Source organism: Methanoplanus limicola DSM 2279, assembly GCF_000243255.1.
GTDB classification, from domain to species: Archaea; Halobacteriota; Methanomicrobia; order Methanomicrobiales; family Methanomicrobiaceae; genus Methanoplanus; species Methanoplanus limicola.
This window is the reverse complement of record NZ_CM001436.1, coordinates 3049466-3075108: the sequence shown is the minus strand read 5'-3', so window position 1 is coordinate 3075108 and position 25643 is coordinate 3049466. Positions and strand designations below refer to the sequence as shown.

The following is a 25643-nucleotide window of genomic DNA, read 5'->3' as shown; positions in this document are numbered from 1 at the left end:
ACTACACTTTTTTCCAGATGAAGATGGATTCATAATATTCTCCTGCACGTCTCCCGGTTCTCCGGTTAACATGACGTTGAATTATATCCTCAACTTCAATCTCAAGCGAATCTGCAATATCGTCATATAGATTATCCCTGTCATTGGCAACAACAACCAGGCGGCCTTCAGGTTCCATTGAATTTATAGCTCTCCGGAAAACTTCAGCAATATCCCTTTGATAATTTTCCTTTGCATTTTTGCTTTTCCCTTTTGCTGCCGGTCCTATCTCTCTTTCTCTCTTATCCTCAAGACCAAGCAGATGGTATGCATATGCATGCTGCTCATGATAATCAATCAGTCCTACATAAGGGGGGCTTGTGATTACTCCGTTTGATTTTGGGAAATCTGCATAGCGGCAGTCTTCGTGGCGTATTTCTACGGATGCATCGGTTTTAAGTGAAGAATATTCTGTAACTCTTTTAATAGTGTCCGTACTGTAGCGTTTTAAAAATTTAAAGGCAACCTGTGTGGGTTGACAGATTCTGTTATGCTTGTAACAGTGGTACGGTTCTGTCACAGGTTTTTTTGGGAAATCAAGGTCAAAATGTGTGGTAAGCCTTGCAGATCTGGCAGATCTGCTTAGAATAACTTTTAAAAGATCTTTATACTGATAATCTCCACTTTCAATAAAGTAGCGGTATGTCAGAAGTTCTTTTAAAGCCTGCGGGGCAAACCACATATTAAGATATTCGTTATTTTCCTCAGTTAGAAACGGCTCTTTTGTGCATTCTGCCCAGAGTGTCTGCTGTTTAGGCTCAGTCTGGGTTGAAATTCTTACCTTCTCAAGAATATCAAGAATTTCCCTTCTCATTGAAGGAATGTCATAATCTGAAGTTTTTGCTCTTGTTAAAAGGACATTAAATGCTGATATATCATAACCAATTGAATTAATTCCAAGTTCGTTAGCCTGAACAAGAGTCGTTCCGGAACCACAGAATGGATCAATTACTGTCTGCCCCCTGACAAAATATTTTCTTAGGAATACTTCCACAAGCTGTGGAATATATTTTCCAAGATATGGATGAAGGCGGTTAACGTGCCTGGTACGTATTCTCTCAGGCAGATCTTTCTCACTCCAGTTCAGATTCAGATTATTTACGGGAGTAAATGGCGTAACTTCTTTTGGATTGGTTGGTATTTCTTTAAATGTATATAATCCCACTTTTTGTTCTTCATTGGTAAGCATGTTAAGGTCCCTGAGTGATAATTATGATTTGAACCCGGAAAGGTTAATCTGATCAATCTGATAGTATGAGTTGAATCCGGAACAATAAATATTTACAGTGTATCCCGTCCCCCGCCGCCGTACATCTGCATCCACATATACAGTACAACGGCAATAAGTATCACAAATATAAATCCGAATACCGGAACCCAGAACCAGACTGAACCATCATCCCCGTCAGGGTTGCCTGATGTCGAATTACCTGATTTATCTGCCGGATTTCCGCCGCCTGAACCTGATACACTGCTGTCTGAACCGTAAGGGTTGTCCGGGTCAGAACCACCCGGAGTTACGGTTGCAGTTGCGGTTGGAACATACGGAGAAGGACCGTCTGTCTCAGTTGGGTCAGGATTGACGGGGGCAGATCCTGCGACATTAATATATGCAGTCTTTGTCAGCGAATCACCTGAGTCATCATTTTTGATTACCAGAGTGACATCATAAACTCCGGGATAGTAGTATGTATGGGTCGGAAAACTTACATATGACATCTTTCCGTCACCAAAATTCCATCTCCACTCAGTCACCCCTCCTTTTGACCTGTCAGTAAAAGCGACTGTCAGGGGTGCGTCACCTGTGAGCGGACTTGCAGAGAAGTTTGCAACCGGAGGTTCAATTGACGGGCCTGGCGGATTTACCGGCCCTGAAGTCGGAACCGGTGTCGGACTGCCTGGCTCAACAGCAGTTATTTTTGTCCCTAATACTTTCCTGTCACTCCCAAATGAGTTCTCAGCTGTCAGTGCAACCTCATATTCACCTGCACGTGAATATGTATGAACCGGATTCTCTTCAGTTGAAGTATATCCGTCACCAAAGGACCACAGCCATGTATCAGGATTATTCGCTGAGAGATCAGTAAAAGTAACCTCAAGAGGTATATCTCCGGATCCGGGCGATGCACCAATCTCTGCTACAGGAGCAAGTCCGACTGCAATATAATTATCACGAATTATGTAGCTCGTTCCTACCGCACTCTCAACAATTAATGATACATCGTATGTCCCTGAAGCCGTATATTCATGAACCGGATTCTGAAGCACTGACGTTGTCCCGTCTCCAAAATCCCATTCCCATGATGTCGGGGATTCGGATGAGAGATCAGTAAATGCAACAGTCAGAGGCGGAGTGCCGCTCACAGGACCTGCTGTGAAACTTGCGGTAGGCTCAATGCCAGCCCTGATATACTTGACTTTTTTGCCTGTACTCTTTCCGTATGCATTTGTTGTGATAAGTGTAACATCAAAAAATCCTTCATCCATATATATGTGCTCAGGATTCTGAACTGTTGAAGTCGCCCCGTCCCCAAAATCCCAGCTCCATGTTACCGGATTTCCCTCCGAGAGATCAGTGAACTGAACTTTCAGTGGGTTTTCTCCTGACACCGGAGAAGCCTTAAATAATGATACCGGTTCAGGTCCGGTTGCACAGACAGGCGATATTAATCCAATAATCAAAACCAAAACTGCAATTATGTATGTCCGCATATTTTCCCCTCACAACCAGAACCGTATCCCCGGTTCCAAACTATGATATTATTCATATATTTATTAACAATTAATAAATCTGCTGTGAAAAAATGTCTGATTCTCCTGTCCCGGAGAACAGAAGAACGGTTATACTGCCTTAATATAGTTGATCTGAGAGCCTTAATGAATCTTATGCAGTCTTCCGGCAGATATATCCCGACTACCACAATTTCACTTTTATCTCATAATTCCGGCAATGACCTTCTCACCAAAATCTGCTGTTCTAATGTCTCCACCGAGATCAGGAGTTGAAATGCCTTTATTAAGTAGCGCCTGTATAGACTCTTCAATCTCATTTTTAGCTCCATCAACACCAAGATAATCAAGAAGCATACCTGCGCTTCTGAGTGCCGCCACCGGATTTGCAATGCCCCTTCCTGCAATATCCGGAGCACTCCCGTGAACCGGTTCAAAAAGGGCATTCTTAACGCCGTAGTTGCCGCTCGGAAGTGTGCCCAATCCTCCGGTTAAGAACCCGCATACATCACTCAGAATATCCCCGAAGATATTTGTTGTGACAATAACGTCATAGCGCTTCGGGTGCATCAGGACATCGAGGGCAAGGGCGTCAATATACATCGGCTTTGAAGCAATGCCATTCTCTTCGGCTACCTTTATGCAGGTGTCCCTGAAGAGAACATCAGACTTCAGCACATTGGCCTTATTACCGATGACAATTTCTTTTTTTCTCAGCTTTGCCCTTTCGCATGCAAACTCCGCAATCCTTTCGCTTCCCTTCCTGGTTACAACCCTGAGTGTGGTCGATCTCCCGTCCCCCGTCTCCTCAATGCCGGAGTAAAGCCCTTCGGTATTTTCCCGAACTATCTCGATATCAAATCCGGGACCGGATACGGGTCTTAGGTTTGCGTAGAGATCAAGTTCTTTCCTGATTCTGAGTATGACACTTTTATAGTCCGGGTGAGGCACGGTTGTGATTGCACCGAATAAGACAGCATCTGATTCTTTCAGGAGATCTATATCCTCATCAGTGACTGCCTCACCGGTTCTCTCCCACCTGCCATAGCCAACCTCGGCATAAATATACTCAGCATCCAGAAGGTAATGCCTGACGGCTTCTTCAGCAACCGGTGTAACTTCCTTTCCTATACCGTCCCCCGGCACAACAGCAATCTTCATATTTTTCTCCATGCACTTACTGCTTCATAAACTGCATCAGAGATCTCCTTTGGAGATACTCCCCAGTGCACTGCAACTCCGGTTCTCTCGCCCACGTACAGCCCGGATCTCTCCGACCTGCAGCAACGGGCAACAAAAGGCTCCTCATCTGCAAGATCAAGCGGACATATATTAATGAATTCAAATTCCTTTTCATCCCCATACCACTCGGCAACCATCTGCCGTGCAGTCAGGCATCCGGCAATCCTCTCACCGCCTTTTAGTCTGTCATTGTCAAGTGTCTTATCAAACCCGGCCGCCCGGCAGGGATAGACATCTGCCTTAATATCTTCAATGTCAATGATATGGTGTACAAACTCAATTTCAAGGCCGCCGAATATCCCCGTCTTCTCAAGGTTTCTGACAGTTTCGGATAATACCGGAAAGGGTGGCTTTGAGTCGTAAATGTGAACTTTCAGAAGAACTGACAGATCAGGATCTGCAACAAATGTCATATGGCCGTCAAAGCCCTCAAAAATTGTGCATTTTCTCCCTGAACCGGCAGCCTTCCTGATTAAGTCCGCCCTGTCATGCAGGATGACCTTTTCCGGATACAGCCATGTCTCATCCGGCCCTGAGATCTTCTTATACTCCCTGACACTTCGTAGAAGCCCCCCCTTCTCATCCACTTCCACAGTTCCGGTCTCAAAAGTCCCGTCCGGAAATTTCCGGATTACATACCTGCTTAAAAAATAGATCTGATCCTCACCATAAGGTGCGGATTCAGCCATTCCGACCTCTTTGCAGTGCCGGGGAAAGATCATCTCCTCTTCCTCATATACTCGATGAGTCCGCCTGCCCTGATAATCTCCTTCATACTCTCGGAGATCGGTTTTGCGTCATAGCGAATACCGGCAACCTCAACCCGGTCTTCATCGGCTGAGAAGATAACTTCGTCACCGTCCTTACATTTTATCTCATCTGTCTCAAAGACCAAAATTCCGGTGTTCACCAGATTTCTGAAGAATATCCTTGCAAATGAGGGTGATACCACGGCAAGGACCCCTGCCTCTTTAAGTGCAATTGCCGCCTGCTCACGTGACGATCCGCAGCCGATATTCTTTCCGGCAATTATTACAGATCCTTTAAGCCTGCCTGCAATATCAGGGTCATAATCCTCAAAGGCATGATCTGCCCAGACCTTACGGTCCTTTGTCCTGAGATACCGCCCTGCGATTATCATATCGGTATCGACATCCTCACCGATGCATACCGCTGTTCCTTTATTTTCCATCTCAGTTCTCCTCCGGAGATCTGATCTCGCCTGCAAGGGCACTTGCGGCGGCGGTTGACGGAGAGCAGAGATAATATTCAGCACCGACTCCCATTCTGTTCTTAAAATTCCGGTTGGCAGTCGAAAGTCCTACCTCACCTTCACCCAATACGCCCATGTGCATACCAAGGCACGGCCCGCATCCCGGTGTTCCGACGGCACATCCTGCCCTGATAATGTCGAGCAGAATTCCGGTGGAGACAGCCTTCTCAAGCACACTCTTTGATGCCGGGACAACAACCGTCCTCACCTTTACTGTCCTGCCCCTGACAATGTCGGCAAACCGTTTCAGGTCTTCATACCTCCCGTTTGTGCATGTCCCGACAAAGACCTGATCAAGGGCTGTTCCGGCATACTTCTCAACCGGAACTCCAGTATCTACTCTGTGGGGGACTGCAAGCATTGGAGACAGAATCCCGAGATCGATGTCGATCTCCTTTGCATATGACGGATTCTCAGCATTCTGCCTCTCAGACTCAATGCCCAAATGTGCGAGATATTCTGCTGTCACTTTGTCTGAATAAAAAAGTCCTGCCTTCGCTCCTGCCTCAATTGCCATATTTGACATGGTAAGCCGGCCTTCCATCGGGAGACTTTCAGCACCCTCACCTGTGAACTCCAGTGCCATATATGAAGCCCCGTCCATGCCGAGCATCCGGATATATTCAAGTGCTGCGTCCTTGGCCTCGGTATGCCCGGTCAGTTTGCCTTCAAGATTTACCCGGATTGTCTCCGGAACCTTAAACCATGTCTCACCTGTCTCCCAGATGGCGGCCATATCCGTTGCCCCTACTCCGGTTGCGAATGCACCGAATGCACCGAGCGTGCAGGTATGTGAGTCAGCACCTACAACAATCTCTCCCGGTCTGCATACGCCTTCACTCATCACCTGGTGGCAGATTCCGCATCCGATGTCATAAAAGTTAACCCCGGCACTTTTTGAAAAATCCCTCAGTTCGTGCTGAAGTTCTGCCGTTGTCGAGTTGTTTGCCGGAGTTATATGGTCGTAAATTATTGAGATCTTACCCGGATTTTCAGGCTTAACCCCGCCCATCTTCCTGAATGAGTCAAGTGCCAGAACACCTGTTCCGTCATGTGCAAAAGCCCTGTCAACCTTCCGGTCAACAAAACTCCCCTCCTTTCCACCTAAAATTTTTTCAGAAAGTGTTGTCAATGCTTCTCCTCCCTGGCCTCTTTTAATATTGCAAGAAGAACTTCCGGTGTTATACTGCACTTCCCCTCACTCTTGGTTTTTATCTGCTCCAAAACCCAGGCACATTCATCTCTGGTTATACTGCACCCAAGGCATTTTACTACATGCTCAAGGGCTTTTCTTCCGGTATGCTTGCCAAGTATGAACTTTCTCTGCCCGCCCACAAGTTCCGGAGGGAAATACTCATATGCGGACGGTTCAACGAGCATTGCGGCGATATGTATCCCGCTCTCATGCGAGAATGCATGGTCCCCGACAACAGCCTTGTTCTTTGCGACCTTAATTCCGGAATACTCCTCCACCATTTTAGAGGTCTTCATAAGCGGTGTCAGGTTATAACGGTCAATTCCGCCTTTCATCCTCAGTGCCACAAGCACCTCTTCAAGAGCAGCGTTTCCGGCACGTTCACCAATTCCGTTTATGGTTGTATGCAGCTGAAATGCCCCTGCCTGTGCGGCTGATATTGTATTGGCGGTTGCACAGCCCATATCGTCATGGCAGTGGACACAGAGCGGGTTTTTCAGGGTCTCTGTAACATCAAGGACAGTATTGTACATCTCAACCGGAGTCATGCACCCGACAGTATCGGCAATACTGCTGTACTTTGCACCGGCCTCATATCCTCTCTCAAACATCTCTTTTAAGAACGAAATGTCGGTCCTTGACCCTTCCTCGGCGGAGAACCTCACATCAATGCCGTGTTCGGTTGCGTACTCCACCATTCTGAGCGCTTCCTCAAGCATCTCCTCGCGGGTCTTTTTGTATTTAATTCTTATATGCAGGTCGGAGGTTGCAAAGAAGATCGAGACGAGATCGACACCACAGTCAATGGCAGCATCCACATCGCTCTTAACGGCTCTTGACAGGCAGCATGTCCGTGCGGAAAGGCCCATGTCTGCTATCTCCCTGACGCATCTCTTCTCATTTTCAGAGACGCTTGGAAATCCCGCCTCAATGACCTCAACCCCTATCTCATCAAGCATAAGGGCAATACTCTTCTTCTCTTCGCAGGTGAATGAGACACCGGGTGTCTGTTCACCGTCTCTTAATGTGACATCACATATTTCAACATTTAATTTTTTCATGTTTCTCCCCCGCAGGGCATGCCCCGCTGATAAGGATGACCTTTGGCCGGTCAGGCTTTTCATTCAGATATACGGACAGCTCTCCGGTGCTTCCGCGTTTGATTGAATCCGAGCTGATAATTTCAGGTTCTGCCCACTGTATGTACCTCAATAGATCGGGTGAGTCCTGCCCTCCGGTCATTCCCATTTTTTTGTTTAAGAGGACAATGACCAGAACGGGCAGTTCTTTCTCAAAGACATCGATCAGGGAGTTAATTCCGGAATGGAGCAGTGCGTAGTCGCCGGTAAGGGCAATGCCTGTACTCTTCGCGGCAGCTGCAACTGACGATCCAAGGCCGTAATTTGCAATACCGAAGTTATACGGCGGATTTTTGGAGAGAAGTGAACATCCGGTGTCGCAGATGACCTCTCTTTTGGAATCTTTTATTGCTGAGAATAATTCTTTGTACGGGCAGTTTCTGCACAATGTCCGTGCATAACCACGGCCCGGCATGGTCTGCGGGTTTTCTGTCCTCGTCCGGGCTTTTGGATTACTGTCGTCTGCCGGAGGATATGTTAGCGGAAATTCTGTCTGCTCATACATATCCGCCGTTATATTTCCGGCTGATTCACACCGTCCTTTCATGGTCAGCAGAGGGTCAGCAAGTTCTCCTTTCAGGTCTTTGCGCATCACAGTGCCGGATTTGGCACTGTTTTCAAGAATGTCTTCAGTAACTTTCAGTATGGCCGGTCTTGAGAACCGCTCTGATGCCTGAAAGGCCGTTTCTGCGGATGAGAAGAGGTTATCTCTGTTGGGCACTATGAGGGGCACATCTGCAACCTCTGCATAATGCGTTGAATCCTGGCAGGTCTGTGATCCAATGGCTTTTGTATCGTCTCCGGCAATTATCAGCACTCCGCTGATTATCCCCTGATAAACCGCGTTTACCATAGGATCAGCGAGAATGTTCATTCCGGCATTTTTTACGATCACTGCCGAACGCCTGCCTGAGAGAGAGTCTCCAAGGGCATATTCAAGGGCTGTTTTCTCATTTATGACATATTCTGCATCAACTTTCTCAGCAAGATCTGTCACCGGATATCCGGGGACGGTGTAGTAAGTATCTGCTGCTCTCAGCAGTGCATCTGCAAGTATATCACAGCCGGACTTCTGATTTGTCATCTAAAAATCCCTCCCTGGCACAAGATCACAGCCGGTGCAGGCTGTGCACATAGTCTCTGCAACTCCGGTATCAAGTCCGTTTTTGAGTAGTTCGTCATCAAGAAACTCTGTAATATTCAGGATTCTCTCACGTGCAGGTCTGCTGTATCCGGCTTTCTCAGACATCTCTGCCTTAGGTGTCAGCGGACGGATGACCGGAATTATGCCAAGAGCTGTGACTTCTGAGATGCAGGCTCTCATCTCTGAATCACTCTCACCTGCACCAAGGATTATATTGGTAAAAACCCTGTTCTTCCCGAAAAGCCGCACGGATTCTATGAGTGCGTCCATAATCTGATCTCTCTCCATCTCCGGGCAGATCTCCTGAAAGAGTTTCTCTGTTGCAGCCTCAAGGTTGAACTTCACCTCCAAAACTCCGAGATCAAAGAGCTTTTTTGGAGTTTCCTTAAGGGGGTATATAGAAACTCCGACTGGCAAGCCGAATCTCATAACCCTTGTTACAACCTCAATGACCCTCTCCTCATCCTCTTCGGGAGAACCTATAACTCCGCTTGTAAGTGAGATGCAGTCTATATCAGGCAGAACTCCTTCGATCATCCTATCAATCTCTTCAGGACTCTTGAACTTCTTCTCCTGGGTGGGAACAGAGCAGTATCTGCACCTGAATATACAGCCCTCACTGACTGTAATAAATGCCTGCCGGGGGCAGTGAAGGGTGGCAGGTTCTACCCTCCCTTCGACTTCCTCTCCCTCAAACTTAAGTACGGCATTATCTCTGTCAGTGATGACAATCTCAACCGGACTGTCATCCGTAATGCTTAACCGGACTCTCATGTTTCCGGATGAAAAAAAGACCGATCCGCCCTCTCCTGATGACGGGCCTGCCTTTGAGAATGAAGTTATACCCTCAGTTCCGCCTGTAATCTTTGCAGTGCCCGCTTCCAGAAGTCCGGCCTTTAATTCACACCATCTCATATCTTCAGAGCCTCTTCGTAATCTGTATAAAATGGAATTGCAGCCGCAGCACCGATAATTCCCCTTCCTTCAATTCTGATCTCAAGAAGTTCTCTTATCTCTTCAAACTCAGCATTGCTTACTTCTCCGGCTTTAACCTGCTCCCCGTATTTTCTGAGTGGTGTTGTATCAAAACCGGAGAATGCACATAGCCCTGTCTCATCCGAGAGTGTGTACTTCCTGACAAGCTCTTCAAAACTGCTTATAAGTTTCTCAGGCTCTCTGGTGGCGAATTCACATGCAATTGCCACACAGTTTTTTGTTCTGTAAGGAACGGGAAAGAGCTGAACTATTGTATGGGAGAGATATCTTGAATTCTCATCCTCAACTGCCTTTGATATATTATGTGCAAGTGTCCACGTTGCACCCTCCTCGGCAGTATCGGTATCATCAATCCCGATTACAACCCTCTGCATCTTTGGAAGGGTAATTGTCGAACCGGCAACCTTCCCTCCTCCGCATGGCTCTGATGAACTTTTTATGACACCCTTTGCAGTGGATCTGCACACCGATGCTCCTACTCCTCCGCCGCCCATGCCGACGTATGATATGGATATTTCATCACCGGAAATTTCCGCACCGCATATTCCGGCAGGGAAGTATGAACCCTCAAGCTCAAGGTCCACACACCCTGTACTCAGCATAAATCTCTGGGTATTTCCCACGACTCTGACTGATTCTGTAAGCGGACTTTTCCTGTAATGATTTCCGGCCCACATCGCACCGCCAATACAGTCAAATTTTTCTATAAGCTCTATCCTGGAGTTGTCCTCAGAGCTTACAGCAATTATCTCCGGATAGGAGATGGAATATGGATTATTAAAGATGTTCTCCATACAGCCCCGCCGCCTCAATTCCTCTGTTTGCCCAGAGCACTGCACCAAGAGCACCGATTCTGCCCTTGCTCTTTGCAGAATCTATATACTCTATGCCAAGCCTTTCTGCTTCAGCCTCGCACTCCTCAACATTTAAAACTTCAGTCTTAATCTTTTCAAGATACGGTGATTCGGGCTGTGTAAGTCCACGCCATACTGCAATGCCTGTATCCTCACTGACAGATCTCTCCTCGATAAACTCCTTTACAAATGCAAGCAGTTCATCCACCTTATCCGGCCGGACAGCAAAATTGAGTGCAGATCCTACGCAGTTTGTCGTCTTGTTCGGGACCTTCGGGTTTAACTGAATGAGCCTCATGTCGAGGTATTCAACACCTTCAATGGTGCACGCCTCGGCACATTTGGATGCAAGCACCCAGGTTGCCCCTGACTCCTTTGTGTCCGTGTCGTCAATTCCGATTGATATTTTGACATATTTCGGTGAGTAGATCCTCGTCCTGCATGTCCTTGCCCCGCCTGCCTTTAGATCATCTTCTGTCGGGTATTCTGTTCTGATAACACCCGGTGCCTGCGGCAGGCATACTGCAACACCGACACCGGCGCCTGCAATGCCTGCCCAGTCGGTTGCCACAAGGTCACCTTCTACAGATACACCTTCAAGCGCCTGTCCTCCGATGTCATCACCTGCGGCACCAAAATTAATCGGGAATTTGCCGATTTTTGCTGATATGGTCATTGATGCACCCTCAACACTTATTGATTCCACAGCACCGCCGGCACGCCTGCGGTTCATCACATCCCATTCAATTGCCCCTCTGTGACAGCAATGTTCGATAATTTCTGCCTTCTCTGCTTCTTCATCAACTATAACCAGAAATTTTCTGCAAAACATTGTGCCAAAGCGTTCTCTGACCTCTTCGGGAGTTAATATAATAGTCAATTGTTTGTCACCGAAATTTTCGTTAACAGGATTTTCGGCAACAAAGTATATAATGGGTTTGGTTTTTGCCGGTTTCTCTCTGAAATGTAGCTGGTTTTTGAATCCGGGTGTGCGTCCTCAGTTGTGCTGAAGCCTGAAAATCTATTTTCTGCTTCAATATCTCTTCCCTGCGATGAGGACTAATCCGGAAATTACTGCAACCAGTGACAGTTCCAAAGAAGTACCTGATTTTCTTTCAGCAGGGTATTTATCCTGATCATTTATTCCTTTGTTCTCTGAATTCTGCTGTGTAGTTTCAGTGTATAAAGGATCACTGTCTGATGCTTTTAGGGAAGACATCTCTCTTATTTTTAATGTACTGCGACCATCCACAAAATCAGACCACATTACTGTACTGCCGGATATCTCAACTGCTCCGGGATATTCATTACCGGTCACTGCTACCAGTGTTTCCCTCTCTTCATTAAGGTCATAAAGCCATATTTTATAGTGCTCTTTATATCTCCTGTCGCTCCAGACAATATTGTCGCCGTCAATTTTTGGTTCTGATATTCTCGCACCTGGCGATGCGATAATTTTTGTTTTATTTGTCGAAATTTCGGTCAGTAATAGCTGCTGTGATACCTCTTCTTTCAGAAATGATCCAAAGTCCTCATCAAACCGGTATACTACTTTTTCACCGGATATGTCGGGGGATGAAAAAACGCCATTTTTTTCATCACCGATCTGCCATGATACAGAGTTTTTGAGGTTCATAATATGGACAGTATTTTTCATCTGACCATACCGGTCATCCTGAAATACTATGTAGTCTCCTGAGGCAGATACCGATCCCTGCCTTCCCGGAATTTCCTGATGTATCAGTCTCTTTTCGTCAGGATAATATATGTAAATGTCACTCATTCCGGAACCGGAATTCAGCATAAATGAATCTCTTCCGGTGATAACAACATTCCCGTTTACGAGTTTTAAATCACTGACTGATTTAAATTTATCGGGGATTTCCATCGGCATATCTTCTCTGTCCGGGTATATATTCAGGGTAATTTCGGGGCCTGAAAAGTCGTTTTTCTCAGTGATTTCAGCCCATATTATTGTGTCTCCACAGATGTCCATATTTATGCCATCCGGATTTCCGGCAGGCAGTGTTACAATACTGGCCCTGCTGATATTGTATCTGTACAGTTTAACCCATCCGGGTTCGTCACTATCAGGGTAGATTTCTGAGATTAATATGTTCCCTGAGTCAACTATTCCATAGGCATAGGCGCCTTCTTCAGCTGTAAATATTGTCACTTCATCGCCCGGGATGCCGGCTGCCTGAACACCGGGGAGAATAATCCCGGTGATCAGGAGCAGGGAAAAAAGTATCTGTGTTTTTCTGCTTGCGTGATCGTGCATATCATTCACTGAATATAATATCTTATCCCATGAGGATATATGTCATATCTGATTTCCGTCCAACAATTTAGAACTGGTACAATCATCTAATTGCAGATTGTTGGATGGTTATCAGAGAGATAATATTTATTCAAAATATTATAACTTTGTCTGTGCCATAGAAAGGTACAGGAAAGGAAAAGTGAATAAATCGAGGAAATTTACAGTGTTCGGGATTTTTTTAATCCTGGGGATGGTGATATGTTCAGTATCTCCTGTCAGCGCTCTGAAAGCAGAAGCAACAGATGAACAGCTGAAAGTGATGAATGAGATCGAAGGAACTGATATAACAATTGGTGAATACCTGCAGAAAGTCTGGCCTCAGTTCTATGATGAACTTTCAGAAGAACAGAAAGAAAAAGTAAACTGCTGGAAAAAAAGCTGGCCAAAAAGTTTATCTGAAAATCAGGTGTCTGAAAGTTGAAAAACAAGGACATCAATGTCAACAAATGCTTATATCGGCAGTGGAACGAACAGAATCTCTTACGGTGGTGATTCAACTGTCTATGGAGGAACACCACAATATCATTATATCGAGGTGAAATTGAAAAACAGCTCTGATCAGGTTGTAAGCTCAACAGCATACAGCAACTCAGCAAGTTATATTGACGCATCCAATCTCTATATGTATCCTGCATCAGGATATTATAACTCAAATGCATGGAGCTACTCATTAAGTCCTGACGCTGAAGACTCAGATTCAGCAGGCCCAATGTATTATTCATGATCTCATTTGAGATCACTTTTTTGTTGGATGATTGTCAGAGAAATGATATATATTCCGGTTATCCAAAAGGTAGTTTAAATAACTGTTAATTCCTTTTGAATTAATACGGGAATTATCTAATACTCATTTTAGAGGTGATACTATGAATACAAAATTCAATCGGCAGATTTCCTTAATGAGACAAAGAAGAAGGTTTCCTGTGATATTTCAGTTCATACTTCCGGTTATTCTACTCTGTATGATTATTATTCTGCCTGCACAGGCATTATATGCGGAGGCTACAGAAGAGCAGCTTGAAGTTATGAATGAAATTGAGGGGGCAGATATAACAATCGGTGAATACCTTCAGAAAACATGGCCGGAATTTTATGATGAGCTTTCATGTGATCAGAAAACCAGAGTGGACAGGTGGAAAAGAGGATGGCCAAAAGACTCTGTAATAATTGAGGAGAATAGCCGGAACTGGCATAGCCAGAATATAACTTCATATTCCACTGCGCTCAACATAAATCTCAAATGGGAGGATGAGAGATCAAATCTGAGCCTTATGGTATATTCCCCAAAGGGAGATATCTTCGGACCATTTTATGATGACATAGATGGTGTAAGCAATGGGCAGATCTATTTTTATATCCGGAAAGATGACGGACTTCCTTTTGGGGAATGGTGGTACGCTGTAGAAGGTGAGAAGGTAAATGGCACACAAAAATACTGCATATAATATATCCGGCGTGAAGCTTGTAGTGCTCTTCACTATATGGGTGCTGTTTCTGGTTGTCCCGGCATCTGCATCATATGATGAAGGGTATACTATTACAGATTCAGCTGTTCCGGGGGACTATATTGACTCTTCAGGAACTGACAGTATCAGGGATTTTGAAGATGTGCCGTTATGGATTAAATTATCTGTGATGTCGGGATTGTTTGTTTCATCACTCTGTTTCATAAAACTTGTTCCTTTTATCGGCAGGATACTGGAGAGTAAGAATCCGAATCTGAAAAGAAGTAATATTATGGAATTTATCCACAAAAATCCGGGTTGCACTACAACCGAAATAGGCAGATGTACAGGTCTAAACACAGGAACTATCAGGTATCATATCCGCGTGCTTGAAAGGGAAAGGGATGTTGTATCAATAAATACAGGGCATAAACTATGTTATTTCCAGAATAAATCCAGATATGGGCATGATGAGATGGTTTTTATTGCATTTTGCCGGAATGAGAAAACAAAGGATATTGTTCGTCTGATCAAAGACAGGCCTGGGATTTCACATAACCATATCTCCAGGATTATCAGTCTCGATAAGAGTACAGTTAACTGGCACATAAGGAGACTGACGGATTCCGGCATTGTAAGCTCCAAAAAAGAAGGTAAATTCACCAGGTTTTTTATCTCTGAAGATATGGCAGATATATACCGCAGTTGCTGAACGGACAGTCCGGAGGCTTAAGTGTGAATCCTTTAACTGTTTAATCTTCAAAATCTTAAAATGGGGTTTATCTTCATTTTTAGCCCTGAATCAGAGATTCTGGTCTTGTTCTTACCTGCGAAAAAAAGAATCTGTTGGTTTTTTTTACCGGAAATTCCGGTTCAGTTAAATTTGGTTTTATAATCCAAGGATCTCTTTAAGATCGAACTTGAACGGGCCGAGGCTTCCGCCGAAGTTTCCTGCGGTGATGAATTTGATTCCCGGAATCATTGTTGCGGCTTCAATGCCTGCCTTTGTTGCTTCCTTTATTGAATCCTCGTCAACTCCGTCAATGACGATCTCATAAACTGCACCAACACCTTCAGGTACAAGTGACCCTTCTACCTTGTCACGGATTGACGGGCAGTACTTCTCGTTTGTTGTTGCCGGCATGAACTTGTACTTGTTTGAACCGACCTTTGAGCCTGATGCTACAACTGGGAATGAGCACATACATCCTGGAACAAGCATAATTGCATCCACTGCTGACTCTGCTGCCATGAGTGCTGCGGGGATGTTCTCACCCATGATGAAGAAGTTGCCGCCTGCGACACCTTTTACAATTCCGAAGTTCTCCTCTCCGATGTACTCTCCGTTCATGATTGGAATTGCCCAGCATTCGCGTCCGCCGACTTCTTTTTTGTACTCGAATCCGTCGCCGAAGAAGTGGAGTTTCACATCAATTCTCTCTTCTGCGTCAGGCATGCCATCAAAGACTGCTGTTGTTGGCTGTGTCAGGACACATTCTGCGAGGCGCTCTATTACCTGCTCCTTAAGCTTCTTTTTTCCTCCTGCAAAGAAGAGAACGGAGATTCCGGGCCTGCCGTCAGGGGTCTCTGATGCATCAACTGCACCTTCAATTCCGGCTTCACATGGACATCCGATTGCTGATGTTGCGAATCCTGTTGCTTCGGTTGCTGCCTGGATTGCCCACTGTTCATTAATTGCCGTGATTATTACTCTGCATGCCCAGTTTGGGAATGCCTCTGCATAATTGTCATCAATTTTTACGCCATTGAGTTCCATATCTCATATACCTCATTTAGCTATGGTTTAATTTTCTATCCGGGAAGTTAAAATAATGTTTCATTTTTATCCTCGGATGTCTTGTATTTTTACCTGTTCCCCGTATCTCTCTGACAGGTGCGGCACGTTATTACAGTGTGGCGCATGATCCTGCGATCAGATCACTGCGGATTGTGATTTTCCCAAAGAATCCGGGACTAAAATGTGGTTATTTTCCTGTTCAGGTTAAATTAATCTCTTTGGATAAAACGGCGTGTAGCTAAATTATTTTTAAATTTTAAGTATTGTATTCTCTTTTATACTGAAATCCGGCAATTTTAGGCGATTATTTACGTTTTGTTTTTTCGGAAAATCCGGTATTAAAATCCCTTAACTCACTATAAGGGTTTCTATTTTAATTTCAGGACGCATGCGGGGTTTTTCGCCCAGTAAATAAGTTTGATTTTACTATTTTGTTTTGTAAATATGTATTCTCTATTTTTTTAGATTTTTGCGGGAAAAAACAGGGTATTACTTCAGAACCTTTATCTATATTTTTTACAAACTTTTAGCGATCGATTTAAGATCGATATAGCGGTGCGTGAAAAAAAATGGCATTTGCTGTTCATGTAAACATGGAACGTTGTACAGGCTGCAACAACTGTGTGGTCGCATGCCCGGTTGATGCACTTGAACTTTCCACTGTTGACCCTGTAACAACAGAGAAGATTTACAGGGTTGTCAATGGTAAGGCAATTGTGCTCGACTTTGACCACGAGTTATGTGCCGGATGCGGAGTATGCATCTCGGCGTGTCCGTATGGCGTTATTAAACTTGAAGGGCGTTGGAAAGACATGGTACAGGTTCCAGGAGAGGCCTAAATATTTTAAAGGAGTGTTAAAGTAATGAATACGCTTTTCCCAAAATACTCCCGTAAACAGGACGGTGATATAATCACAATGGAGCAGAAGCTCCTCAAACAGGTAAACAATCTTGTGCTTGACAATGGCAAGTGCACAGGCTGTGGTATCTGTGTAGAGTCCTGTCCGGAAGAAGCAATTAGCATTGGCCCTGTAGGCGCTGTCCGAAAGGGTTCAATTGAGTATGGTCAGTCAATTTCAATCAATGAAAAAGATTGTTCATACTGTGGTGTTTGTGTAGTAATGTGTCCGTTTGGGGCACTTGATTTAAAGATTGACGGAGAGTCAAGACTTCCTATTGTAGAAAAAGAGGGTTTCCCATCCTACGATGTAACAAGAATTATCGATGATGAGAAATGTGTCAGGTGTACTACCTGTGATGACGCCTGCCCACGTGATGCAATTAAGCGTGATGTGCCTGACTTTGAGGGAGTTGCAGCAGACGGCCTTAAGAAAGCAGAGGCAGTTGAATGGAAGGTAAACTTCGAATGTGATGATGAGAAGTGTACAGTCTGTGGTCTCTGTGCTGAGGTCTGTGCAGCACTCAATGTTGAGAGAAAACCATTTACAGCAGAGTCCGGAGTGCCTGAGGGTATTGTAAAATGGACAGAGTCACTCTGTGATGGCTGTGGTGTATGTGCTGAGATCTGTCCTTCAGATGCAATTACTGTTGCAAAAGAGGGTGAAGCAGCTCAGAAGAAGTATGGTAAAGTCACAATTGAAGAGAACTGCTGCAGCTGCCGCTGGTGTGCAATTAACTGTCCAACAGAAGCAATTACAGTAACTAAGCCCTTTGAAGGTACAATTGAATTCCATGCAGAGAAATGCCCTGGTGGCTGCTCAACCTGTATGGATATCTGTCCGGCAAATGCAATCTATATGCCATCACCAAAGTCCCCTGCTGATATGCACGGAGAAATTGAAGCAAATATTGCAGTCAATGAGGACTTCTGTATTCTCTGTGGTGTATGTGTCAATGCATGCCCTGGTGAGGATATAATTGTCATGAAGCGTACAGGCATCAATGTATCCGGAAAGGAGACAGATCTCTTCTTAACGATCAAGGAAAAACTTCTCCAGCCAAGAACTTCCAGGGTGAAGGAGAGCGTAGAAGTTGGCGAAGTGGAGCTCAAGACAGTTTGAGTGAGGTGACAATAATATGGCTGTAGAAAAGAATTACGGAAATCCTGAGCTTGAAGAGAAACTCAAAGATCAGAATTATTATCTTGCTGATTCAAACAAGGACTTTTCAGAACAGGTTGGAAAAATCAGTGGCACAATCTATCACATGTGTTACCAGTGCGGTACCTGTACCGGGTCATGCCCGTCTGCACCCCGCAGTTCGTACCGTATCCGCAAGTTCATGAGAAGAGCCGTTCTCGGACTTGAGGATGAGGCACTTACCGACCCTGATCTCTGGCTCTGCACAACATGCTACTCATGTTCAGACCGCTGTCCGCGTGATATTCTGCCAACCGATGTAATAATGGCAATGAGGAATCTCGCGTTTAAGAGAGATATTGTACCACGCAATTTCCTCAAGACAGTTCAGCTGATCTATACTACCGGTCACGGTGTACCAAACAATGATGTAAACCGTGCAGCACGTGAAAAACTAGGTCTTCCGAGAGATCCTCCGACAACACACAGCTATCCTGAATATATGGACGGAGTCAGGAAGATTATGGACTTCTATAAACTCAAGGCAGAAGCAGACAGAATTCTGTCGGAGGGAGAGTAATTTATGTCAGGACATTTTGATCATTCATACGCATTCTTCCTTGGCTGCATTGCTCCAAACCGTTATCCCGGTTGTGAAGCAGCAGCTATTCAGACAAGTGCAAAACTTGGTATCGAACTTCTACCTCTCAAGGGTGCAGGATGCTGTCCGGCACCTGGTGCATTCGGTTCAATCGACCTGAATGTATGGTATGCACTTGCAGCAAGAAACCTTGTCCTTGCAGAAGAGATGGGAAAGGACATCACACTCATCTGCAATGGCTGCTACAAGTCCATCTACGAAGTAAACCACAAACTTAAACACAATGACGAACTCCGCGACGGCGTCAATGAGGTCCTCGCAGAGGCTGACATGGAGTTTAAGGGTACAATAGACGTCTGGCATCTTGCAGAACTCTACTATGACGAGAAGATCTGCGGTGTTCAGAAGCTTGCTGACAGTGTCACACGCCCTCTTACCGGAACAAGAGTGGCAGTCCACTACGGATGCCACCTGATGAAGCCGGGCAAGGAGCGCCACTTCGGTGACACAGAAAACCCTACATGGCTTGAAGAGATGGTTGAGGCACTCGGTGCTGAGGCTGTGTACTACAGAAACAGAATGCAGTGCTGTGGTGCCGGTGGCGGTGTACGTGGATACGATATTCTCCACTCACTTGATATCACAAACGAGAAGATGATCAACCTCCGCGAAGCAGGAGCAGATGCACTTACTGAGGTCTGTCCGTTCTGTCAGCTTCAGTTCGACCGTGGTCAGATTGAGATCCAGGAGAACTTCGGTCAGACATACAACCTTCCGGTTCTCCATTATAATGAACTTCTCGGCCTTGCGCAGGGCATGTCCCCACAGGAACTCGCCCTTGACCTGCATGCAATAGACTGCAAACCATACCTGGAGAAATTAGAGTAAGGAGGTCTGAAAAATGGCAGAAAATCAGGAACCAAGAATAGGTGTATTCATTTGCCACTGTGGTACAAACATCGCAGGTTCACTTTCTATTGAGGAAGTAATGAACTATTCAATGACACTTCCGGGTGTTGTTGTTGCAGATGAATACCAGTATATGTGCTCAACACCAGGTCAGAACAAGATCATTGACGCAATCAAGGAACACAACCTGAACGGTATCGTAGTTGCAGCATGTTCCCCACGCCTTCACGAACCAACATTCAGGACCGCAACAGCAGAAGGTGGACTTAACAAGTTCCGTTTCGAGATGGCAAACATCCGTGACCAGAACTCATGGGTTCACATGCATGACTGGGACGGAGCAACATCAAAGGCAAAGGATCAGGTCAGGATTGCGGTTGCAAAAGCAGCACTCCTTGAAGATCTCCAGCCAAAGTCTGTCCCTGTCGAACACGCAGCAATGGTCGTAGGCGCCGGTGTTGGTGGAATGCAGGCAGCACTTGACCTTGCAAATGCAGGTATCAAGACATATCTTGTCGAGAAAGATCCTACGATCGGTGGACGCATGTCCCAGCTCGACAAGACATTCCCTACACTTGACTGTTCCCAGTGTATTCTTACACCTAAGATGGTCGATGCAGGACGTCACCCGAATATCATTCTCAGGACATATACTGAAGTTGAAAATGTAGAAGGTTACATCGGAAACTTTGAGATCACACTCCGCAAGAAGGCACGCGGTACAAGAGACGGTGCCGAGATGATTGCAGATGGAATCGAAGGTTCAGGATGTAATGGCTGTGGTGACTGTGCAGAGGTATGTCCGGTAATTAAGCCAAATCCATTTGAGATGGGAATGGCCCCAAGAAAGGCAATTTATATCTACCACCCGCAGGTAATGCCGCTCCAGTACACAATTGACTTTGATTCATGTGTTAAGTGCGGACTCTGTGCAGAGATCTGTGGTGTTGAGAAGAATGCAATTGACCTTAATATGAAAGACGAACTTGAGAAAGTCAAGGTCGGCTGTGTAATCCTTGCAACCGGTTACGACCTCATACCAATTGAGGAGAAGACCGAATGGGGATACAAGAGACATGAGAATGTCATCACAGGTCTTGAATTTGAGCGTCTCATCTGTGCATCCGGACCTACCGGTGGAAAACTTATCCGCCCGTCTGATGGTGTAATTCCAAAGAAGGTTGGATTTGTTCTCTGTGCAGGATCAAGAGACAATACGGGCGGCGTTGCAAAGCCATACTGTTCAAGGTTCTGCTGTATGTACTCACTCAAGCACGCTCACCAGATCATGGAGAAGATCCCGGGTGCTGTTCCTTACCTCTTCTACATGGATATCCGTTCATTCGGTAAGATGTACGAGGAGTTCTACTACCGTATCCAGAATGAGGGTGCAAAGTTCATACGTGGTCGTGTATCAAGTGTTGAAGAAGACCCTGTTACAAAGAACCTGTATGTAAGAACCGAGGATACACTTCTTGGAAGACCTGTAACTGTAGAGTGTGAAATGGTCGTACTCGCAGCTGCGATTCAGCCAAAGCCTGACGCAGAACCAATCCGCCAGATGTTTGGTATTTCCAAATCACAGGACGGATGGTATCTTGAGGCACATCCGAAGCTCAACCCTTGCGGTACAACAACTGCCGGTATCTTCCTTGCAGGTGTCTGTCAGGGGCCAAAGGATATTCCTGACACAGTAGCACAGGCAGAGGGAGCAGCATCCGCAGCATCCATTCCAATTCACCAGGGAGAGGTTCAGCTTGAGCCTTACTTTGCACAGTGTGTTGAAGATCTTTGTGCAGGATGCGGAATGTGTGTTCCGCAGTGTCCATACGGTGCACTCTCACTGATTGAAAAAGATGACAAACAGGTTATGACCGTAACCGAAGCAAAGTGTAAAGGCTGCGGTACATGCGGAGGATTCTGCCCTGGTGGTGCTATACGCATGCAGCACTTCACATCACAGCAGATTGTGGCACAGATTGATGCATTCCTTCTTAACCCGCTTGGAGGCGAAGAGTAAATGTCAGACGGAGAATGGAAACCAAAGATTATCGCAATCATCTGTAACTGGTGTTCTTACGCCGGAGCAGATCTTGCCGGAGGAGCACGTATCCAGTACCCACCGGATATACGTGCTGTACGTGTAATGTGTACTGGCCGTGTTGACCCGCTTTTCATAATGAAAGCATTCCAGGATGGAGCAGACGGTGTACTTGTATCAGGATGTCACTTTGGTGACTGTCATTACCTTGAAGGTAACTATAAGTGTGCAAAGCGTATGTTCCTCGTGAAAAATGTTCTCAAGAACATCGGACTTAACGATAACAGACTAAGAATGACCTTTGTTTCAGCATCCGAGGGTGCAAAATGGGGTATGGTCATGGAAGATGTCGTTAAGACTGTAAAAGAGCTAGGTCCAAGCCCATTGGCTGAAAAAAAGAACTAATCCCATTTTATGGGGTGAATTATTGTGGCAGAAAAGATTGAACTGAACCTGATTTCAGGTAGAACAATCATGCAGGGCGTGACAATGGAGGGCGGTAAGGAAAAGCCTGCCTATCGTGATGCCTGTGGCATTATTGAACTCGACCCTGAAGATCTCAAAAAACTTGGGATATGGCACGGGACAAGTGTCCGTGTAGCCAGCCAGTATGGATGGGTTATTGTCAAAGCCATTAAGGCTACACAGGGACCCCACCCCGGTCTTGGATGGATTCCAATGGGGCCATGGGCAAACAGGGTAATTGATCCAAATACCTACTCTATGGGAATGCCGACATTCAAAGGTGTTCCTGTGACTGTCGAACCGGCACCTGATGAGAAGGTTCTGGACTCACTTGCAGTATTAGAGGAAATGCTTTAGTTGGTGAATAAATTATGACAAAACTGATAACAGATGTGGTTTGCCCGTTCTGTGGCACACTCTGTGACGATCTCGAAGTTGTTGTAAGTGACGATGGCAAAGAGCTTCTTGAGGTAAATAATGCCTGTGCAATCGGTGCTGAAAAGTTTCTTCACTCACAGGCAAAAGACAGGCTTACCCGTCCAAGAATGAGAAATGAGGATGGATCATGGAGAGAGGTCTCTTATGATGAGGCTGTTGAGTTTACCGCACAGATGCTTGCAAAGTCCAAAAAACCACTGATGTACGGATGGAGTTCCACAAACTGTGAATCACAGGTTGTAGGTTCTTACGTTGCAGAACTTGTGGGCGGACAGCTTGACAATACAGCAACTGTGTGTCACGGTTCAACTCTCATTGCAGTACAGGACGTTGGTGTACCAAGCTGTACTCTTGGAGAGGTCAAGAATCGTGCTGACATGGTAGTGTTCTGGGGATGTAACCCGGCACATGCACACCCGCGTCACATGAGCCGCTACTCCCTCTTCCCGCGTGGATTCTTTACAGCAAAGGGACACAGGGGCAGAACTGTTGTAGTGGTTGACCCAAGGCCTACTGACTCTGCAAGCCTTGCAGATGTACATCTCCAGGTTGAGCAGGGGCGTGACTATGAACTTCTCTCAGCGCTTCGTGTGGCATTCCGTAACGAACAGCTTCCTGACATAGTTGCAGGTGTTCCTAAGGAGACCATCTACGAAGTTGCAGAGAAGATGAAGAATGCAAGATTTGGCTGTATTTTCTTCGGAATGGGTGTAACTCACTCACTTTCAAAGAACCACAACATTGACATAGCCATTCAGGTAACCCGTGACTTAAACGAGTTTACAAAATGGAGCATTATGCCAATGCGTGGTCACTACAATGTTACCGGAGCCGGTGAAGTGTGGGGATGGCAGTTCGGATTCCCGTTCTGTGTTGACCTATCCAGAGGATTTGCAAGATATAATCCTGGTGAGTCTTCCTCAAACGATCTTCTCATGAGAGAAGAGGTTGACTCTGTATTTGTACTTGGCAGTGATCCCGGAGCACACTTCCCGTTCAGCTCTGTAAAGAAGATGAATGCACTTCCGTGTGTTGTTGTCGATCCTCATATCACACCTTCAACAGTTGTTGTAGATCTCCATGTTCCTGTGGCATTTGTCGGTGTTGAGGTGGGCGGATGTGCGTACAGAATGGACAATGTACCTATTGAATCTCACAAGGTAGTCGATGCTCCTGAAGGCATGCTGACCGACGAAGAGTTCCTTAAACTTGTCCTTGGACGCATTAAAGAGATTAAGGGGGTATAAATCAATGGCTGAATACATTATTAAGAACGGTTTTGTAGTTGACCCGACACAGGGTATCAACTGCGAAAAGATGGATGTAGCAGTTAAGGACGGCAAAATTGTCGATGCATCTGAAGTAAAGGGTGCAAAGGCAATCGATGCATCCGGAAAGCTTGTAATGGCCGGTGCTGTTGATGTACACTCCCACTCCGCAGGTCCTAAGGTCAATGTAGGAAGGAATTTCCGTCCGGAAGACAAGCTCAACTTCTACAAACCGGCAAAGGGTGTAAAGCGTATGGAAGCAGGTTTTTCTGTTCCTACAACACTCGGTTCCGGCTATACATTCGCAAGAATGGGATATGGTTTTGTAACGGAAGCAGCAATGCCTCCGCTATATGCACGCCACGTCCATGAAGAGATGAGGGATACACCTATCGTTGATGAGGCTGCACTCCCTGTCTTTGGAAACAACTGGTTTGTTATGGAATACCTCAAAAACAACGAGGTAGAAAATACAGCCAGCTACATCTCATGGCTTCTTAAAATGACAAAGGGATACGGTGTTAAATGCGTAAATCCCGGAGGAACTGAGGCCTGGGGATGGGGTATGAACTGTCTTACAATTGATGACCCTGTTCCTTTCTTCGATGTAACACCAAAGCAGATAATTACCGGTCTTATTGAAGCAAATGAGTATCTCAGGCTTCCACATTCAATGCACGTACACTCAAACTCACTTGGCGAGCCTGGTAATTATCAGATTACAATTGACTCACTGAAGTGTGCAGAGGGTATAAAGGCAGACAATGACTTTGGACGTGATCAGGTTCTTCACCACACGCATCTTCAGTTCCACTCATACGGTGGAGACTCATATATGTCAAAGAGGTTTGAATCAAAGTCTAAGGAAGTCATGAATTACTTCAACAGCACTGAGAATCTTACCTTTGATATGGGATGCGTAACACTTGATGAGACAACGACAATGACAGCAGACGGTCCTTTTGAGTACCATCTCTCTCATATGAACAATCTCAAGTGGGTAAACAAGGATGTTGAACTTGAAACCGCAGCAGGTGTCGTTCCGTTCATTTACAACCCGAATTCCTTCATTGGTGTTGCACAGTGGGCAATCGGTCTTGAACTTGCACTTCTCTGTAAAGACATGAAGAAGTGTTTCGTTACAACAGATGCACCAAATGCAGGTCCTGTTCACAGGTACCCGCGTGTTATCAAATGGCTGATGAGCTTAAATTCACGCAATGAGATACTTGATGCATGCAAATTCGGCGATTCTGTACGTAACCAGTGTTACATCGGCGAATTAGATCGTGAACTCAGTCTGTACGAAATTGCAGAGATGACCCGTCAGGGTGCTGCAAAGATGCTTGGTCTTTCCAATATGTTTGGTTCACTTAAACCGGGCATGGAGGGTGACGTTGTTGTCTATCCACTCAATCCGGAAAACGATCTCGGAGACGGTGAGAAGATTGAGCACGCTTTCGGGAATGCAGAGTACTTCATCAAGAAGGGAGAACTCATCATTAATGAGAGTGATATCATCAGCAACGGCAGCAAGCGTACATTCTGGGTAAATGCCGGAAAAGAGCTAACTCCACAGGTTGAGCGTGATGTGTCAGAGCGTTTCAAGAAATACTATACCGTTACCAGGAACAACTACGAGGTAAAAGAGCACCACTATGTTCCAAACGAGTATATGATTGAGGTAAAAGCTGCATAATCCGG

Annotated in this window: 26 protein-coding genes; 13 read left to right on the top strand and 13 right to left on the bottom strand. The window is 45.6% G+C overall.

Annotated features, from left to right (window positions below; genetic code table 11):
* Position 1: 1 nt before the first annotated feature.
* The 12 genes from METLIM_RS14695 to METLIM_RS14635 all read right to left on the bottom strand — a co-directional run bounded on the left by METLIM_RS14695 (position 2) and on the right by METLIM_RS14635 (position 12902).
* A complete protein-coding gene (locus METLIM_RS14695; RefSeq protein WP_004079705.1) occupies positions 2-1228 on the bottom strand; it encodes a DNA methyltransferase in 1227 nt (408 codons plus the stop codon).
* 92 nt (positions 1229-1320) lie between these two features.
* Positions 1321-2751 (bottom strand): PKD domain-containing protein, encoded by a 1431-nt coding sequence (locus METLIM_RS17225; RefSeq protein ID WP_004079704.1) that lies wholly within the window; start codon positions 2749-2751, stop codon positions 1321-1323.
* Between the two features lie 219 nt (positions 2752-2970).
* Positions 2971-3930 carry an isocitrate/isopropylmalate dehydrogenase family protein gene (locus tag METLIM_RS14680; RefSeq protein ID WP_004079703.1) on the bottom strand — a complete coding sequence of 320 codons (960 nt, stop codon included), beginning with the start codon at positions 3928-3930 and terminating at the stop codon, positions 2971-2973.
* Positions 3927-4733, bottom strand: coding sequence for a DUF7714 family protein (locus METLIM_RS14675; protein ID WP_004079702.1), 807 nt, complete (start codon positions 4731-4733; stop codon positions 3927-3929). Before METLIM_RS14675 ends, METLIM_RS14680 begins: the two co-directional genes overlap by 4 nt.
* Positions 4730-5203 (bottom strand): LeuD/DmdB family oxidoreductase small subunit, encoded by a 474-nt coding sequence (locus tag METLIM_RS14670; protein ID WP_004079701.1) that lies wholly within the window; start codon positions 5201-5203, stop codon positions 4730-4732. The genes METLIM_RS14675 and METLIM_RS14670 overlap by 4 nt, the downstream gene beginning before the upstream one ends.
* A gap of 1 nt (position 5204) precedes the next feature.
* Positions 5205-6416 carry a 3-isopropylmalate dehydratase large subunit gene (locus tag METLIM_RS14665; protein ID WP_004079700.1) on the bottom strand — a complete coding sequence of 404 codons (1212 nt, stop codon included), beginning with the start codon at positions 6414-6416 and terminating at the stop codon, positions 5205-5207.
* Positions 6413-7540 carry a homocitrate synthase family protein gene (locus METLIM_RS14660; RefSeq protein ID WP_004079699.1) on the bottom strand — a complete coding sequence of 376 codons (1128 nt, stop codon included), beginning with the start codon at positions 7538-7540 and terminating at the stop codon, positions 6413-6415. Before METLIM_RS14660 ends, METLIM_RS14665 begins: the two co-directional genes overlap by 4 nt.
* The gene (locus METLIM_RS14655; protein WP_004079698.1) at positions 7521-8702 is read right to left on the bottom strand and encodes a thiamine pyrophosphate-dependent enzyme; all 1182 of its coding nucleotides are present in this window, start codon (positions 8700-8702) and stop codon (positions 7521-7523) included. Before METLIM_RS14655 ends, METLIM_RS14660 begins: the two co-directional genes overlap by 20 nt.
* Complete coding sequence (locus METLIM_RS14650) at positions 8703-9677, bottom strand: radical SAM protein (RefSeq protein ID WP_004079697.1); 975 nt, start codon at positions 9675-9677, stop codon at positions 8703-8705.
* Entirely contained in the window at positions 9674-10552 is an 879-nt protein-coding gene (mmp11, locus tag METLIM_RS14645) for a methanogenesis marker protein 11 (RefSeq protein ID WP_004079696.1), read from the bottom strand. Before mmp11 ends, METLIM_RS14650 begins: the two co-directional genes overlap by 4 nt.
* The gene (locus tag METLIM_RS14640) at positions 10536-11492 is read right to left on the bottom strand and encodes a DUF1743 domain-containing protein (RefSeq protein ID WP_004079695.1); all 957 of its coding nucleotides are present in this window, start codon (positions 11490-11492) and stop codon (positions 10536-10538) included. Before METLIM_RS14640 ends, mmp11 begins: the two co-directional genes overlap by 17 nt.
* A gap of 153 nt (positions 11493-11645) precedes the next feature.
* A complete protein-coding gene (locus tag METLIM_RS14635) occupies positions 11646-12902 on the bottom strand; it encodes a TolB family protein (RefSeq protein WP_048146080.1) in 1257 nt (418 codons plus the stop codon).
* A gap of 223 nt (positions 12903-13125) precedes the next feature.
* Here METLIM_RS14635 and METLIM_RS16790 point away from each other — a divergent pair, with 223 nt between their 5' ends.
* From METLIM_RS16790 to METLIM_RS14615, 4 genes are all read left to right on the top strand, one after another.
* Positions 13126-13356 (top strand): hypothetical protein, encoded by a 231-nt coding sequence (locus METLIM_RS16790; RefSeq protein ID WP_157202332.1) that lies wholly within the window; start codon positions 13126-13128, stop codon positions 13354-13356.
* Positions 13357-13371: 15 nt separating this feature from the next.
* On the top strand, positions 13372-13659 hold the full coding sequence (locus METLIM_RS14625) for a hypothetical protein (protein WP_004079692.1): 288 nt from the start codon (positions 13372-13374) through the stop codon (positions 13657-13659).
* 238 nt (positions 13660-13897) lie between these two features.
* Positions 13898-14380: a hypothetical protein gene (locus METLIM_RS15835; protein WP_052300935.1), complete on the top strand. Its 483-nt coding sequence runs from the start codon at positions 13898-13900 to the stop codon at positions 14378-14380.
* Complete coding sequence (locus METLIM_RS14615; protein WP_004079690.1) at positions 14355-15092, top strand: winged helix-turn-helix transcriptional regulator; 738 nt, start codon at positions 14355-14357, stop codon at positions 15090-15092. Before METLIM_RS15835 ends, METLIM_RS14615 begins: the two co-directional genes overlap by 26 nt.
* 177 nt (positions 15093-15269) lie before the next feature.
* Here METLIM_RS14615 and fhcD read toward each other — a convergent pair whose 3' ends face one another.
* Complete coding sequence (fhcD, locus tag METLIM_RS14610; protein ID WP_004079689.1) at positions 15270-16157, bottom strand: formylmethanofuran--tetrahydromethanopterin N-formyltransferase; 888 nt, start codon at positions 16155-16157, stop codon at positions 15270-15272.
* A 590-nt stretch (positions 16158-16747) separates the two neighbouring features.
* On the opposite strand from fhcD, the gene METLIM_RS14605 reads away from it, so the two are divergent.
* Genes METLIM_RS14605 through METLIM_RS14565 form a run of 9 tightly spaced genes read left to right on the top strand, consistent with a single transcriptional unit; the run spans position 16748 to position 25638 of the window.
* Positions 16748-17017 (top strand): 4Fe-4S binding protein, encoded by a 270-nt coding sequence (locus METLIM_RS14605; protein ID WP_004079688.1) that lies wholly within the window; start codon positions 16748-16750, stop codon positions 17015-17017.
* Between the two features lie 24 nt (positions 17018-17041).
* Complete coding sequence (locus METLIM_RS14600) at positions 17042-18199, top strand: 4Fe-4S binding protein (protein ID WP_004079687.1); 1158 nt, start codon at positions 17042-17044, stop codon at positions 18197-18199.
* A gap of 16 nt (positions 18200-18215) precedes the next feature.
* Positions 18216-18797 (top strand): CoB--CoM heterodisulfide reductase subunit C, encoded by a 582-nt coding sequence (gene hdrC / locus METLIM_RS14595; protein WP_004079686.1) that lies wholly within the window; start codon positions 18216-18218, stop codon positions 18795-18797.
* 3 nt (positions 18798-18800) lie between these two features.
* Positions 18801-19706 carry a CoB--CoM heterodisulfide reductase subunit B gene (gene hdrB, locus METLIM_RS14590; protein ID WP_004079685.1) on the top strand — a complete coding sequence of 302 codons (906 nt, stop codon included), beginning with the start codon at positions 18801-18803 and terminating at the stop codon, positions 19704-19706.
* Between the two features lie 13 nt (positions 19707-19719).
* Entirely contained in the window at positions 19720-21747 is a 2028-nt protein-coding gene (locus METLIM_RS14585) for a CoB--CoM heterodisulfide reductase iron-sulfur subunit A family protein (RefSeq protein ID WP_004079684.1), read from the top strand.
* Positions 21748-22173: a hydrogenase iron-sulfur subunit gene (locus METLIM_RS14580; protein WP_004079683.1), complete on the top strand. Its 426-nt coding sequence runs from the start codon at positions 21748-21750 to the stop codon at positions 22171-22173. It begins immediately after the preceding gene.
* Between the two features lie 24 nt (positions 22174-22197).
* A complete protein-coding gene (locus tag METLIM_RS14575; RefSeq protein WP_004079682.1) occupies positions 22198-22590 on the top strand; it encodes a molybdopterin dinucleotide binding domain-containing protein in 393 nt (130 codons plus the stop codon).
* A gap of 14 nt (positions 22591-22604) precedes the next feature.
* Entirely contained in the window at positions 22605-23918 is a 1314-nt protein-coding gene (locus tag METLIM_RS14570) for a formylmethanofuran dehydrogenase subunit B (RefSeq protein ID WP_004079681.1), read from the top strand.
* A 4-nt stretch (positions 23919-23922) separates the two neighbouring features.
* A complete protein-coding gene (locus METLIM_RS14565; RefSeq protein WP_004079680.1) occupies positions 23923-25638 on the top strand; it encodes a formylmethanofuran dehydrogenase subunit A in 1716 nt (571 codons plus the stop codon).
* Positions 25639-25643: the final 5 nt, after the last annotated feature.